Annotated in this window: 11 protein-coding genes and 2 pseudogenes; 4 read left to right on the forward strand and 9 right to left on the reverse strand. The window is 41.3% G+C overall.

The window, feature by feature from the left end:
• Positions 1-19: 19 nt before the first annotated feature.
• Positions 20-529, reverse strand: coding sequence for a bifunctional nuclease family protein (locus PL11201_RS04265; protein WP_079677341.1), 510 nt, complete (start codon positions 527-529; stop codon positions 20-22).
• A 193-nt stretch (positions 530-722) separates the two neighbouring features.
• Here PL11201_RS04265 and ribE point away from each other — a divergent pair, with 193 nt between their 5' ends.
• Together ribE and asnS are read left to right on the forward strand one after the other, a co-directional pair.
• A complete protein-coding gene (ribE, locus tag PL11201_RS04270; protein ID WP_079677342.1) occupies positions 723-1,445 on the forward strand; it encodes a riboflavin synthase in 723 nt (240 codons plus the stop codon).
• A 201-nt stretch (positions 1,446-1,646) separates the two neighbouring features.
• Positions 1,647-3,038, forward strand: a complete 1,392-nt coding sequence (gene asnS / locus PL11201_RS04275) for an asparagine--tRNA ligase (RefSeq protein WP_079677343.1) — start codon at positions 1,647-1,649, stop codon at positions 3,036-3,038.
• A gap of 68 nt (positions 3,039-3,106) precedes the next feature.
• Here asnS and PL11201_RS04280 read toward each other — a convergent pair whose 3' ends face one another.
• From PL11201_RS04280 to PL11201_RS04290, 3 genes and pseudogenes are all read right to left on the reverse strand, one after another.
• The gene (locus tag PL11201_RS04280) at positions 3,107-4,384 is read right to left on the reverse strand and encodes an NAD(P)/FAD-dependent oxidoreductase (protein WP_079677344.1); all 1,278 of its coding nucleotides are present in this window, start codon (positions 4,382-4,384) and stop codon (positions 3,107-3,109) included.
• Between the two features lie 192 nt (positions 4,385-4,576).
• Positions 4,577-5,767, reverse strand: coding sequence for an LL-diaminopimelate aminotransferase (locus PL11201_RS04285; protein ID WP_079677345.1), 1,191 nt, complete (start codon positions 5,765-5,767; stop codon positions 4,577-4,579).
• Positions 5,768-6,043: 276 nt separating this feature from the next.
• Positions 6,044-6,604, reverse strand: a pseudogene (locus tag PL11201_RS04290) (IS701 family transposase); the annotation flags it as partial.
• A 361-nt stretch (positions 6,605-6,965) separates the two neighbouring features.
• Between PL11201_RS04290 and PL11201_RS04295 the strand changes: the two are divergent.
• Positions 6,966-7,788: pseudogene (locus PL11201_RS04295) on the forward strand (hypothetical protein).
• Between the two features lie 152 nt (positions 7,789-7,940).
• Here the strand turns inward: PL11201_RS04295 and fabF are convergent.
• The 5 genes from fabF to PL11201_RS04320 all read right to left on the reverse strand — a co-directional run bounded on the left by fabF (position 7,941) and on the right by PL11201_RS04320 (position 12,517).
• The gene (fabF, locus tag PL11201_RS04300; RefSeq protein ID WP_079677347.1) at positions 7,941-9,200 is read right to left on the reverse strand and encodes a beta-ketoacyl-ACP synthase II; all 1,260 of its coding nucleotides are present in this window, start codon (positions 9,198-9,200) and stop codon (positions 7,941-7,943) included.
• A 226-nt stretch (positions 9,201-9,426) separates the two neighbouring features.
• On the reverse strand, positions 9,427-9,666 hold the full coding sequence (acpP, locus tag PL11201_RS04305; protein WP_079677407.1) for an acyl carrier protein: 240 nt from the start codon (positions 9,664-9,666) through the stop codon (positions 9,427-9,429).
• A 454-nt stretch (positions 9,667-10,120) separates the two neighbouring features.
• Entirely contained in the window at positions 10,121-10,591 is a 471-nt protein-coding gene (locus PL11201_RS04310) for a hypothetical protein (RefSeq protein WP_079677348.1), read from the reverse strand.
• Entirely contained in the window at positions 10,566-11,789 is a 1,224-nt protein-coding gene (locus PL11201_RS04315; protein ID WP_339394343.1) for an urease accessory protein UreH domain-containing protein, read from the reverse strand. The genes PL11201_RS04310 and PL11201_RS04315 overlap by 26 nt, the downstream gene beginning before the upstream one ends.
• Positions 11,790-11,797: 8 nt before the next feature.
• The gene (locus PL11201_RS04320; protein ID WP_079677349.1) at positions 11,798-12,517 is read right to left on the reverse strand and encodes a class I SAM-dependent methyltransferase; all 720 of its coding nucleotides are present in this window, start codon (positions 12,515-12,517) and stop codon (positions 11,798-11,800) included.
• 533 nt (positions 12,518-13,050) lie between these two features.
• Between PL11201_RS04320 and PL11201_RS04330 the strand changes: the two genes are divergently transcribed.
• Complete coding sequence (locus PL11201_RS04330; RefSeq protein WP_079677351.1) at positions 13,051-15,582, forward strand: mannose-1-phosphate guanyltransferase; 2,532 nt, start codon at positions 13,051-13,053, stop codon at positions 15,580-15,582.
• Positions 15,583-15,634 lie beyond the last annotated feature (52 nt).

Here is a 15,634-nt window from a genome sequence, read left to right on the forward strand (position 1 = left end):
CCCCCNTCCCCCCTCTCTCCTATTGTGTTTCATCGGTTTTATTCAATTCTGAACGTTTGATTAAATCCGAAGGACTCAAGTTAGAGATAAAGTCTCGAAACGCCCGTCTTTCCGCCTCATCCGCGTCCCTATCCACGGGAATAGAAGCATCTGCAATGACTTCCTCCATCACCCAAATGGGGCTATCGGTGCGTAAAGCAATAGCAATGGCATCACTAGGACGAGCATCAATTTCCTTCCTGATTTCCCCTTGACGCACAATTAACACTGCATAGAACGTGCTATCTTGCAAGGAATGAATGATAATCTTTTCCAGGGTCATATCCCAAGTTTCGAGAAGATTAACAAATAGATCATGGGTCAGGGGTCGGGGTGGTTTGTGATTTTCTAAAGCACCGAGGATGGACTTGGCTTGATCCTGGCCCACATAAATCGGTAAAGCACGTCTCTCGACTGCATCTCGCAGTAGAATAATGGGGCTGCGTGTAGCCGCGTCGAGTGCAATTCCAGCGACTTTCATTTCAATCATTGGGTTTATTAGCCTCTCTATCAAATATTCCCGACAAACTCAGTGGTTAAGCGATACACACTCACACCGACTTTATTCCAGTATGCCTTGATTTTTGTCGGAATCGACATTGGATTTTAGCCGTTGAGGTATTAACCGTTAAGCGTGAACACCTCAACCATCAACACCTCAACCTTTAACAACTAACTGCTCTATGTTTACAGGACTCATTCAAGCGCTGGCAACCCTTCAACCTATAGGACAAGATCAATTCCAAATTAGTTGCGTTTTGGGAGATGTAGACTCAATTTTCCAGGATTTGGCCATCGGCGATAGTGTAGCAGTGGATGGAGTTTGTCTGACGGTGGTAGAAATTCGGGACAAGGGGTTTATCGCCACGGCGTCTCCTGAGACTTTAAATCGGACAAAACTGGGACAGAGTTTAGATGGTTATTTTAACTTAGAAACGTCCCTACGAGCCGGAAGTAAGTTAGGGGGACATTTTGTTACGGGTCATATTGATGGAGTCGGTTGTCTCCAGTCCGTGATTCCGACAGCAAGTTCTTGGGAAATGCGGTTTGGTGCTCCCGTTAATGCCAGCAATATTTGGCGACGTCAAATTGCCCCTTATATTGTGCCCAAAGGTAGTATTGCAGTCAATGGGATTAGTTTAACAATTTCTGATTGTGATCTTGAGGGTAATTGGTTTCAAGTGGCGGTGATTCCCCATAGTTATCAAGAAACGAATTTACGCTATTTACAACCGGGAAGTTGGGTTAATATTGAAGCGGATATTTTAGGAAAATATGTTGGTAAGTTTTTACAAAGTTATCTCAAAGGAAACTTGAATTCCGTTGAAAGTTATGATAGTATTCCCGCTATTTCCGCCTTAACAGAAATTACCCCAGAGTTTTTAGCTGAACATGGATTTAGTTAATTAATGTTATTTTATTGGCGATCGCTCCATTTTTCGCTAATCTAGGAATAATATATAGCAATCCGTGTAGTGGTTGTAGCATTTTATCGTAGGGGTTGGGTCTCCCAACCCAGTGCAAAGAGGGTTGGAAGACCCAACCCCTACCATAAAATATTATAACCTCGGTGTGGATTGCTATAGTAGCCAAAAGGATAAAACAACATGACCGTGAGTAGAATTATTCAACTGTTGAGAACAGGTAAACCCCAAGAAACCGTAACAGTTCAGGGTTGGGTCAGAACTAAACGGGAATTAAAAGAATTTACCTTTGTAGAAGTTAATGATGGTTCAGCTTTAGCTAATTTGCAAGTAGTATTAAATCCCGATTTAGCCGACTATGGAAATATTTTAAAACAACTAAATACAGGTGCTTCGGTAGAAATTTCCGGGGTATTAGTCGAGTCTCCCGCCAAGGGACAACGGATAGAATTAAAAGCATTTGAAGTTAAGGTTTATGGGGATGCAGACGCCGAAACCTACCCCCTACAGAAAAAACGTCATTCCTTTGAATTTCTCCGCGAAATTGGGCATTTACGCGCCCGGACTAATACATTAGGGGCAGTTTTTCGAGTGAGAAATGCCTGTGCTTCGGCGGTACATGAATTTTTCCAAGAACGGGGTTTTTTATGGGTTCATACTCCGATTATTACTTCCAGTGATTGTGAAGGAGCGGGGGAAATGTTTAGTGTAACTAATTTCAAATTAAAGGATATTCCCCTAACAGAATCTCAACAGGTAGATTATAGTCAAGACTTCTTTGGAAAACCAGCTTATTTAACCGTAAGTGGGCAATTAGAAGCGGAAATTATGGCGATGGCTTTTGGCAATGTTTATACTTTTGGGCCGACATTTCGGGCGGAAAATTCTAATACTTCTCGCCATTTAGCGGAATTTTGGATGATTGAACCAGAAATGGCTTTTTGTGATTTAGAAGGGGATATGGATTTAGCCGAAGATTTCTTGAAACATATCTTTAAATCGGTGTTAGAAAAATGTCCTGAAGACATGGAATTTTTCAATGAAAGGATTGATAAATCGGTATTAGAAACGGCTAATAATATTATTAATAATGAGTTTGGACGAATTACTTATACCGAAGCGATCGCAATTTTAGAAAAAGCGGATAAACAGTTTGAATATCCGGTAAGTTGGGGGTTGGATTTACAATCAGAACATGAACGTTATTTAGCGGAAGAATACTTTAAAAAACCCACAATGGTTACGGACTATCCCAAAGAAATTAAAGCCTTTTATATGCGCTTAAATGAGGACGGAAAAACCGTTAGGGCGATGGATGTTTTAGCTCCTAAGATTGGAGAAATTGTCGGAGGTTCCCAACGGGAAGAACGGTTAGAAATGTTAGAAAACCGCATGAAAACTTTAGGAATAAACCCAGAGGAATTATGGTGGTATTTGGAATTGAGAAAATATGGAACCGTCCCCCACGCCGGATTCGGATTAGGATTTGATCGAGTGGTACAATTTATGACGGGGATGGGGAATATTCGGGATATAATTCCTTTCCCCAGAGCGCCACAAACTATTGAGTTTTAAATGGTTGATGGTTGACGGTTGACTGTTCATAGTCAACTGTCTATGGAAGCCCTAAAGGGCTTACTACGTTATTTACCGGTTAACTTCTTCAAACGCTCCGCTTCAAAGGGTGCGCCTTTTAACATCCGATTCCAATATAACCAAGGTAAAATATAACGCTTGGCTAACCACATACTATAACGTTCTTCGGTAGGGTCAAAAGGAAAACTAGAATCCGGTTTATTCTCATAGGTAAACTCCGCCATAATTGTTTTTCCATAACCCGTAATTAACGGACAGCAGGTATAACCATCATAACTTCCCGTTAGTTTTTGAGCATGAATTAAACCATAGAGATTTTCCACTAAAGCAGGTGCTTGTTTGCGAATTGCCGCCGCCGTTTTAGAAGTCGGTAAAGAAGACGCATCTCCTAAGGCAAAAACATTCGGATAAACATTATGTTGTAACGTGGTTTTATTCACATCCACCCATCCTCCAGGTTGCACTGCTAAGGGACTATTCTTAATAAAATCAGGAGAACTCATAGGCGGTGTGACATGAATGAAATCATACTTAATCCTGACTTCCTCCACACCGTTATCCGTTGTCACCGTAAAAATGGCTTCCTTTGTTTCCGGTTGAATTGCTTTGAGATTATGTTTATAATTTACTTCAATATTCCGACGTTCCACCACTTTTTCCAAGGCTTCACAATAGCCCGGAATCGGGAACATTTTAGCTACCGCCGTACAATACATCACCCGGCTGTTTTCCCGTACCCCATTATTGCGGAAAGTATCATCGGCTAAGTACATAATTTTTTGGGGCGCTCCTCCACATTTAATCGGTGTGGAGGGAAAGGTGAAAATTGCATTTCCCCCTTTAAAATTCTTCAACAATTCCCAAGTATAGGGGGCATATTCCAGGGAATAATTACTGGTAACACCATTTTTCCCAATCGCATCTTTTAATCCCTCAACTAAATGCCAATCAATTTGAATTCCCGGACAAACTACTAAGTATTGATAATTAATCCGTTGACCATCTTTTGTAATCACTAAATTATTTTCGGGTTCAAATTTATCCGCATAGGCTTTAATCCACTTGACACCTGGAGGAATACAGTCCTTTTCATCCTTAATTGTATCTTCAATGTCATAGGCTCCCCCACCCACCAACGTCCAAGCGGGTTGATAGTAATGTTTATCTGAGGGTTCAATAATGGCAATATCGAGGCTAGAATTTTTCCGCATTAGTTGGGCGGCGACGGTAATGCCTCCGGCTCCTCCCCCAACAATCACAATTTGATGGCGGGTTATCGGGGTTGTTGGATCGGAATTTGAAGGTTGCGAGGTTGTACTAGACATAATAGCTTGGGACTTCTGGACTGATCTGCCTATTGAGTGTATCGGGGAAGGGAGCTAAATTTTTAATCTATTAACAACTTTTAAGATTTCGGGTTCAAAAGCTGTTCCTACCCCGGCACAGAATAAATTTACAGTTAATTATTGATAATTTAAAATGATTGATTCTGGGTTTTTCTGAGCATAAAGGGTAGGTTAGGATGTTCTTAGAAATTCGGCAATCCGATCTACCGCCGTTGCTAAGATCTCTGGGGGATGAACTAAGGCAAATCGGACATATCCTTCACCTGATTGGCCAAATCCTACCCCCGCAGAGGCGGCGACACCAGTTTTTTCCACCAGTTGCTGGCAAAAACCAATAGAATCCTCTGACCAGGGTTCCGGGAGTTTTGCCCAAATATATAGGGTCGCTTCGGGTTTCGGGATATTCCAGCCAATATTCTGCATTGCTTGAATAAAGGTATCCCGTCGCGCTGCAAAGATGTCCATATTCTGGGCAATATGCTCCTGGGGCCCAGTTAAAGCTGCGATCGCCCCATTCAAAATTCCCTGATATTGGTTAAAATCAACCACCGCTTTAATCTGGCGTAAAGCCAAAATTAACCCCGCATTACCAATGGCAAACCCCACCCGCAAGCCCCCCATATTATAGGACTTAGAAAAAGTAAAGAACTCAATGGAAACGGTTTTATTCGGATCGGCTTGTAAAATAGATGGGGCTAATTCAGCTATAGTTTGTTCTCCCCGGGGAAAGACAAAATCCATATAGGGGAAATCGTGAACCAATACTAAATCATGGTTTTGACAAAATTCCACTGCCTTTTGAAAAAAGGATAAAGGAGCCGTAGCGGAGGTGGGATTATGGGGATAACTCAAGACCATCATCCGAGATTGTGTTAATACGGTTTCGGGAATATCCTCAAACACCGGTAAAAAGTCATTTTCCGTGACTAAGGGCATCGGATACATTTGACCTCCGGCTAAATAGACCCCGCCCAGATGGGAGGGATAACCCGGATCTTGTAATAGGGCAAAATCACCTGGATTGAGGATGGCCAGGGGCAGATGGGCCGTTCCTTCCTGGGAACCAATTAATTGTAAAACCTCGGTTTCTGGATCAATGGCAATACCATAGCGGTTGCGATACCAATGGGCGACGGTTTCCCGAAACTCCTGGGTATTGCGAAATAACAGATAACCATGGGTACTCGGATCGGATAAAGATTCCTGAATTTCGGTGATAATATGATCAGCCACGGGTAAATCGGAAGAACCCAAGGATAAATCAATTAAATCTTGTCCTGCTAATACAGCCTTGGCTTTAGCTCGATCCATATCAGCAAAAACATTAGAGCGTAATAGGTCTAAACGATTAGCAAATTTCATAATGAATTACAAAAAAAAGGGTCTAAAGCCCCTAAGTTTTACCTAGGATTTTTATTCATTCCTATTTATTATAGCAGGACTTACGCAATTACGCTATATATAGCGCATAGAAAATCGGGCGATTTTCGGCGTTTTAGCTCAGAGAATCGCCACACAACCTGATTAAATTAGTCTCAATTCATCAATTTTAAAGCTCAATAAATTTGAGCTTCAAAGACGGATATTTAAGTTCTTGACTGAGGTATTTAGACAATAAATTAGCTTTTAATTCATAAATTGAATTAAATCATTAGTTGCTATATATTCCGTTCTGTTGGCTGAAACAGTTACCCGAAATAACTTCACTTTTTTGTCTCTCGGAAATTTATTAATTTTGATCAGCTTACCTTGCTCTTGTTCTAATTCTGACCAAGTTAGCTGTTCAATCGGTTGATATTTATTTTGCCCTCCTGTGTCATCTACTAAGCGATTTTTCTTGAGCGGAACGTAATAAATCTTTCCCCAATTATCAATTAAAGACATTAGCTTTTGGGCTGCATACCAACTGTCCATTAGGACTTGACTAAACAAAATCTTTTTTTTGAAAATAGCATCATTCAGCATATCTGCCACATGATCTAGCTTCGTTTTCCCATCTCCATCTGGATCGTAAAGATGATTTTCCAGTCCTGAGCGAACTTTTTCCCAAAGCAGTTCCGATGTTAAATCTTCTGAATTTAAGTAGCGATTAATTGTATCGTGGCTAAACTCCTGAATGTGATCAGCAAAGTTAGTTAAGGTATAATTGATTTGACTACTTAGGAGATATTGACAATAGTCTAAATAATTTATACTCATTTTTTTCAAGAATATATTATCTTCCTATTTTAACATTGATTCGATTATTGTCTGTTTTTTAATTGTTCAGTTGGGTTTTATACCCGCCGAGCGTGAAAACGCGATTTTCTATACAGGGCTACGCTACGCATAGCGTAGCTGCGTAAGTCCTGTATAGGATAAAACAACGGTATTGAAATGTTATAGCAGTCGCCACATCTATTAGGACATTCTTGAAAGCTAAAAGCTGCTCACAGTAAGTATTTACCTATAGCGAGATTGCCTATTCCCTATTGCCTCTTGCAATACCCCTCTTCTGTCACTCTCCGAGTGTTAAAATTAAAGTGTGAAAAGATAAAAACGCTACAAATGAGGCAGAGCAATGGATGTAGAGTTACAAGTTCTAAAACATTTGGCAAGAGACGCACAATCAACAACGAGAGTAATAGATGAATATTGTGCCGAGTATAAAGACTTATTCAAAGAAGTAAGAAGTTATGAATGTTTTAAATATTTACATTTAGGAATAATTGCACCAATCAAGAGGAAATCATGGAGTCTGGCTGCCTTCTAGCCAAAAGGTTAGAGCCAATAAATGGTGTCAATTTAAAAGAGTATTTAGCGACGGAAAATCAGAAAATAGATATATTAGAGAAATAATTTATGGTAAAAAAGGAGCGGTAACATATTGGGAGTTAACTACCGATCCAGAAACAATGCCGTCCAATTCTACTTCATTTGTTAAAACGAATCTCCAAGGTAAACTCAAGAAAATTGTGGGCAATCTTTATGGATTAAGAACATGGGTAGAATATGGCTTTCGGCAATGTAAACAAGAATTAGGTTGGACAGACTACCGTTTTACTAATTTTAAGGATATTGAAAAGTGGTGGTCAATTATTTTTTGTGTTTACACAATGATTAGTTTAAATTCTCCCGCTTTTTTCGGCTTGAATCAAGCTCGTCAAATTGAACCTCATGTACAAGAAAGTAATTCTGTTGATTTTTCTGAGCATCAACAATGGGATCATGAACACGGATGGAAGAATGTGCTAAATAATCTTCGCTTAATTGTCCAACCACTGTTGCTATTTTGGTTAATTTATCCCTGGCTAGATATTTTTCCCAATTCCGATTTATTGCTGGGATTCAATCGTCTCATTAGTGCCATGAATGGATTTAAACCCTTTTATTCTTCTGGATAATTTAGTTGATTTACTACTTGCTTAATTCGGAGAGTGACGGAAGAGGGATAAACAACAGCTTATCCCCCAAAACCAGATTGGAGAGCATACCGCTTCCGCCTCAAACCCACCCCCCGAATCAATTCAGAGGGTGGTATCCTGAGATTTTCCGCTCAACCATTAGGTTGAAACTTTCTAAAGACTAGGGTCACATTATGACCCCCAAATCCAAAGGAATTGGATAAAGCCACATCAACCACTTGGGCGCGACTCTGGTGGGGAACATAATCTAAATCACAATCAGGATCGGGATTATCCAAATTAATCGTCGGAGGCACCCGATCTTCGGCAATCGCCATCGCCGTTGCCACCGCTTCAATGCCTCCCGATCCCCCTAATAAGTGACCGGTCATTGATTTAGTCGAACTAACCATCACTTTGTAAGCACTCTCGCCTAATATCCGTTTAATTGCTGCGGTTTCCGTCGTGTCGTTAGCCGAGGTACTGGTTCCATGGGCATTAATATAACTAATTTGATCCGGGGTAATTCCGGCATCCTTGATCGCTAAGGAAATTGCCCGACTTGCGCCTTCTCCCCCAGGAACCGGGGAGGTCATGTGGTAGGCATCACAGGTCATCCCATAACCCACCAATTCCGCATAAATCCGAGCGCCCCGACTTAAAGCACCCTCTAATTCTTCTAATAGTAAAATTCCGGCTCCCTCTCCCATCACAAACCCATCCCGATCGCGATCAAACGGACGACAGGCCTTCAGGGGTTCATGATTGCGAGTAGACAGTGCCCGGGCCGCGGCAAATCCCGCCACCGATAACGGAGTAACCGCCGCTTCGGTGCCGCCACAAATCATCGCTTGAGCATAGCCCCGTTGAATTAAACGAAAGGCATCGCCCACGGAATTGGAGCCAGCCGCGCAGGCCGTTACCGAACAGGAGTTAGGCCCTTTTGCCCCCGTATGAATAGCCGTGAGTCCGGCTGCCATATTGGCAATCATCATCGGGATCATGAATGGACTACAGCGATCGGGGCCACGATTTAAATAGATCTCTTGCTGATCTTCAAGCACCTTCAGTCCGCCAATACCCGTGCCAATAATGACACCCACCTGTTCTGCATTTAAGTCATTAATCACGAATCCGGCATCAGAAACGGCTTGCTGACTAGCCGCCACCGCAAACTGAGCAAAGCGATCCATACGCTTGGCTTCTTTGCGCGAGATGTAATCACAGGGGTCAAATCCCTTTACCTCACCAGCAATGCGACAATCGTGCTTTGACGCATCAAATCGGGTGATTGGGCCAATTCCATTGCGTCCGTTAATTAACCCGTCCCAATATTCAGCCTTGGTATTTCCCAGCGGAGTAATTGCCCCTAAACCTGTTACAACAACGCGCTTCAAATTCATCGTAGTCATGATATTCGATTCAAAAATTGATCACCCAAAATGCAGAACGTCGGTGAGAACCACAACCAACGTTATAATGGCAGTTTAATTAAGATGGGTTAGGATTGCCTAGTTCAGACAGTCGGATACAGGAAAGTTTCTGTGGGACTGACCAACGGCTAATCCTCCGCTTTTTCTGTTGATTTTACCCCAGTTGCAGATTAAGCCAATGCTTTGGCTTGGTTGTCGATGTAGTCTACTGCTGATTTGCTGTGATATAGTCTATAGCGTCTTGAACGGTCTTAATATTTTCAGCATCTTCATCAGGAATTTCGGTATCAAATTCTTCTTCTAATGCCATAACCAGTTCTACTATATCCAGAGAATCGGCGCTTAAGTCTTCAAAGAAGTTAGCCGATGGAATAACTTTCTGTTCATCAACGTCCAATTGTTCTGAAATAATTTTTTTTACTCTTTCTGCGATGTTGTCACTCATAAAAACCTCATAGGAATTGGAAAACTCAGTGTCTTTAGACCTGAGAGAAAATGATTCGACATTGCTCATCAACCAAGATTCATAGCGGTTTTAACCGCCTGCAATCTCCTTTCACTGGGGGAAGGGTGTTGCCATCCGGTGGAGATCTATGTGTCTCCTTTCACCCATTGCTGGGGTGATGTTTGCTCTATTGGATGTCGCGTATACCATTTTATCTGAAAGGGGGATCACCGCAGCAACGATCTCCTAACTTTTTCTGGTCTGGAATTTCGGGTTTCGGGGGTTTGCTGTGGGCTAAAGTCTTTTGGAATTTAAGATGAGACGGGTTAGTATCGTTTTTATCTGCCTTTTAACTGTTGACAAAATTCCATAGCACTGTATATCGGATTGTTTGTCAGTAGGAAAGGTTAACTCGAACCCACCCCTACACCTGGTAAGAAAATCCTGTGAAAATTTATCGGACTGTGACGGAATAATTAGTTTTAAACGGTTTAAAACTATTGTTATCTTTGGAAGTTCCTTTCAGTTCTAATTGATAAATTCCTGCTTGGGGAAATATAACTTCTGTTCCAGGAATACCCTGATATTTTTCCGCAGCAATAGCTTTTAATTGGGGCCGCATTAATGGTTGAGTATTTGGGGAGCGAGGTTCGCGATAAATTGCCAATTGACAATTACATTCAGACAGGGGAATAATTTTGCCTCCACGACGGGTTAATGCAAACCAAATTATGGCTTTTTCTCCCGCCCGGGGATTATGATTTGGTTCTAGGTGGAATGTTACCGCCACATCTCCAGACACTTCCACTTCATGGGCAATAGCCAGGTTAGAATAGGAGAATTTTTGCAGGGGTTGAACACAGAGGAATGTTCCAATAATTAATAACAATTTTAAAGACTTATTTTTGTTTAAGGGGTGCAACATAAAATTTCTCTAATCCCAATATTGACCAAACCGGAAGATACCTAATTAATAATACCATTAAAGTTAAAACAATAAAAATAAAACCTCTTAATTGATCAAGAAATGTTAGATCAAATCTACCGAAATAATTAGAACCAATTAACAGAGCATGAATCACAGCTAAAACCAAAGCTGGAACCGCTAATAAATGAATTCTCCGCCAGAATATTCCTAAATAATTTTGAATATGATCAAAACTGGTGATCGCCGCAGGAATCATCAATAATAATGCTAACCCGCCAGCTATAATTCCTCCTTGATGTTGGGGAATCATAAATTCAAAAGCAGTTAAATTCCATTGAAACGTATGATCTAACATTTGCACCGTATGAACAATTGCTAATACAAAAGCTCCTACCCCTAAAAAACGTCTATATTTTAAAGGTTGTGACCATAGGCGACTAATAGGACGAGCAATTAAGGCAAACATTAAACTGATTAAAGATCCATAACCCGTATAATCAACATGATTTCCGGTTCTTAATAGGGTTAAAATTCCAATTAATAAGGTAATCCATCCCCCCAGTCTAAAGAGTTGATTTCGACGGTCGGTGGTGAATTTTCCGGTTAATAATCCTACGCCCAACATCGTTGGAAAAGTTCCTATCCCAAAGGCTAACATAGTTAGCATTCCTAACCCCAAATTTCCTGTCTCTGCGGCTTTAATTTGGGCTGTGTAAAGAAAACCACAGGGAATTAAACCCCAAATTAACCCTAATAAAATCGGGGTAAAAACATGATTTTGTAAAGATACATTCACCATCCATTTACTCAGGTGATTATGTAAATTTTTCGGGGATAAAGGATGGATAATTGGGAACCGATGAAAGACAGTTGGATTAATTTGAGCTAATCCTAAAATAATTAATAGAATCCCAGTAAAAATTGCCATTCCTTGGCGAAAAATACTGCCAATTCCTGCCACTTGTCCCCCGGCAATTAAAACTGAACCCAACCCGCCAATCATTGCCCCAACTAAGGCATAACTAAGAATCCGGCCGAAATTTAATAAGAGATGAAATTGCCAGGGAATTTTGCCAGGAGAGAGGGATTCATCGGAAACAGAAAAAGCAACGGTTAAGGGGCCGCACATTCCTAAACAGTGACCAAAACTCCCAAGAAATCCTAAAGCACCAATTAATAATAGGTCAATGATCATGATTCCGTTTAAAAGCGGATTTTATAGAGTTGAAACAACGTTCCGGGCTGGCGTTTTAAAATTTTAGCTCCCGTTTCTTTGATGATTTTTTCCCAATTATCTAAGGTTTCCAAGAAAACTTCCGTGCCTAAATAGGTTTCTAAAATTGCCCAATCTTCGGCTAATTCAGCATCGGGAATCAGAACATCAAAAACAAAATCTCCCCCGGGTTTAACTACCCGCTTGACTTCTTTTAAAACCAATTTCCAATAACTGATCGGATAGTAACAACTCCATCCCGTGGCGATCGCTAAATCAAACTGATTCGCCTCATATTGCAATTGATGACCGGGGGCTAAATTTACCCCTTTAAACAGTTTAGAATTTAACTGTGGCCCTCGAATATTCAGGGCATCCTTAGCCACCGTACTAATTTCTTGACCATAAAATAAAGCTCCCCAATCTCGCCAGGGGTAAATTAGAAAACTCACCCCACAACCGATATCTAAACAGTGCTGATTTTTTTGCGGTTTGGCAATTTCCCAAAAGGGGGAAGTGATTTTTTCTGATAAAGTTCCCGCCATGCGATCGCGAAAAATTTCCATCGTTTCAACCTCTGGGGGCAAATCAAAAGATCCCCCTTGATATTCTCGATTAAAACGATTGGCAATCGAAGCGATCGCCCTTTCCAAAGGGTCGGAACTCACAGACAAATTGAAAAAACCCGATGAATTAGAAGATTTAGCCATTCATTGTAAGATGTGTGAAGAAAACCTCTAGGTTTGGAGACCAAACCGCCACAATCAAAGATTACGACCTCGGCGCGAATTGCTATAGCACTCTATTTTGAGCCCTTCAATGCTTTTTTAAAGTTTTTCCGATAGGAAGAATTAAATACAAACAAAACTGGCCATAACAGGGAGAAGATCAGACGGTTTTGGAAACTGCGGTTGAAGTTGGTATTTTCAAACCCCGTCCAAAATTTCCAGATTCCACCCGCATAAATAACGACCAATACTAGGGTAATTAGGGGATTCATGTCTGAAAGATTTTATACCTAAAGGATGATAGACATAGTGAACATGGGTTTATTCTAGCAGTTAATCTTAGAGAATGGTCATTGGGGATAAAATGGGTTAAGAGGGAAGCGATTCAATCGGAAATTTGCTATCCTATTATTGAGAAGGTTTTTAATTATAACAAATTTATTTAAAAACCTAGCTGTGATCAAATCTGGAAAACACCTGATCACCAAATCAGCCTAAATCAATCAGGAGGATATATGCGAGCAGTGCTAATGGCAGGTGGATCAGGAACACGACTACGACCGTTAACCTGCGATCTGCCTAAACCAATGGTACCGATACTCAATCGTCCGATTGCTGAACATATTATCAATCTCCTCAAACAACATAATATTACAGAAGTGATTGCCACATTGCATTATCTTCCCGATGTGATGCGAGAATACTTTCATGATGGCAGTCATTTAGGGGTACAAATCACCTATGCGGTGGAAGAAGATCAACCCCTGGGAACCGCAGGTTGTGTTAAAAATATTGCCGAACTTTTAGATCAAACCTTTTTAGTAATTAGTGGAGATAGTGTTACGGATTTTGATTTGACCGCCGCGATCGAATTTCATCATCGGAAACAATCCAAAGCCACCTTGATTCTAACCCGAATGCCCAACCCCATAGAATTTGGTGTGGTGATTACCGACGAAAATCATCGGATTAATCGCTTTTTAGAAAAACCCGCCGCCAGTGAAGTTTTCTCCGATACGGTGAATACCGGAACCTATATTTTAGAACCAGAAGTTTTAGAGTATCTTCCCTTTGATCAAGAATGTGATTTTTCCCAAGATTTATTCCCCTTACTTTTGGAAAAAGGGATACCCATGTATGGGTTTATTGCTAATAATTATTGGTGTGATATTGGTCATTTAGACATCTATCGAGAAGCCCATTATGATGCCTTAATGGGGAAAGTGAAACTCAAAATTGCCTATCCCGAACGTTCTCCGGGTCTGTGGATTGGAGAAAATACCTTTATTGATGAAACAGCTATTATCGAAACCCCGGTTTTGATTGGTCGCAATTGTCGCATCGGGGCGAGGGCGCAAATTGAAGCCGGAAGCGTGATTGGCGATAATATCACCATCGGAGCCGATGCCAATATCAAACGACCGATTATTTGGAATGGGGCGATTATTGGGGATGATGCCCATTTGCGGGCCTGTGTCATTGCTCGCGGTGCGCGGGTGGGTCGTCGCGCCCATGTCCTAGAAGGGGCGGTGGTCGGTTCTTTATCCACGGTGGGGGAAGAAGCCCAAATTAGCCCCGGGGTACGGGTCTGGCCGAGTAAAAAAATTGAGTCCGGGGCGACTCTGAATATTAATTTAATTTGGGGGAATACAGCCCAACGCAATTTATTCGGTCAACGGGGAGTACAAGGATTAGCCAATATTGATATTACCCCGGAATTTGCGGTTAAATTGGGGGCAGCTTTTGGGTCAACTTTAAAACCCGGTTCTTTGGTAGCAGTTTCCCGGGATCAACGGCCGATTTCTCGGATGGTAACTCGTTCTTTAGTGGCGGGTTTAATGTCCGTTGGGGTGAATATTATTAACTTAGATGCCACCGCCATTCCCATCACTCGTACGGCTATTCCTACTTTAAATGTAGCCGGAGGAATTCACGTCCGCCTCTCCCCAGAACGGGCAGACTATCTATTAATTGAATTTCTGGATAATAAAGGGATTAGTATTACCAAAACCAAAGAGAAAAAGATTGAAGGAGCTTATTTTAAGGAAGATTTAAGACGGGCGCAAATTCCAGAAATTGGTAACGTGAGTTATACGGTTGATTTATTAGATATTTATAGTGCCAGTTTTAGTAAACATATCAATAGTGAAATTTTACGCTACAGCAACGCTAAAGTTGTGATTGACTATGTTTATGCGGTTTCTGGAGCAATTTTACCCCAACTTTTAGCTAAATTTGGTTGTGATGCGGTGGTTTTAAATGCCAGTTTAAATCATACCGCTTTATCAGTTCCTGAACGGGAAAATTTACTCGATCAATTAGGGCGAGTCGTCGAAGCACTACGCGCTAATTTTGGAGCCCAGGTTTATGCCAATGGGGAACAATTTATGTTAGTGGATGAAACTGGAAGTCCCATCCGTGGGGAATTTTTGACCTCCCTGATGGTGAATATGGTCTTAACTTCCCATCCCCGCAGTACCGTTGTGGTTCCTGTACATACTTCCTCCGCCGTCGAACAAATTGCCCGTCGTTTCGATGCTAAAGTCATCCGCACCAAGGCAAATCCAACGGCCTTAATGGAAGCTTGTCACCGCAATCCTAACGTAGTTTTAGGTGGCAGTGGCGATATGGGATTTATCTTCCCCCAACTGCATCCCGGGTTTGATGCCATGTTTTCTATTGCTAAAATTATTGAACTGTTAACCAGTCAGGAAAGATCGCTAACCCAGGTACGAGCCGATTTACCCCACGTTGTCCATCGTCGCTATACCGTGCGTTGTCCTTGGACGGTTAAAGGAGCATTGATGCGGCATTTAGTCGAAACCCATTCCCCCGAAAACTTAGAATTAATTGATGGAGTCAAATTAATTAACTACCAAGACGATAACTGGGTTCTGATTTTACCCGATGCGGGAGAACCCCAGGTTCATATTTTTGCCAATAGCATTGATCGCGATTGGGTTGATACGACCTTGCGAGAATATCGCAATTTAGTTCATGATTTTGTGAATCAATCTCAAGGGATGGATCACCGCGAAGATATTTAAAGTAAAAAATTAATCAAAAACCGTTTAAATTTTCCAATAAAAATGTCATGAT

Source organism: Planktothrix sp. PCC 11201, from assembly GCF_900009135.1.
In the GTDB taxonomy this organism is placed as follows: domain Bacteria; phylum Cyanobacteriota; class Cyanobacteriia; order Cyanobacteriales; family Microcoleaceae; genus Planktothrix.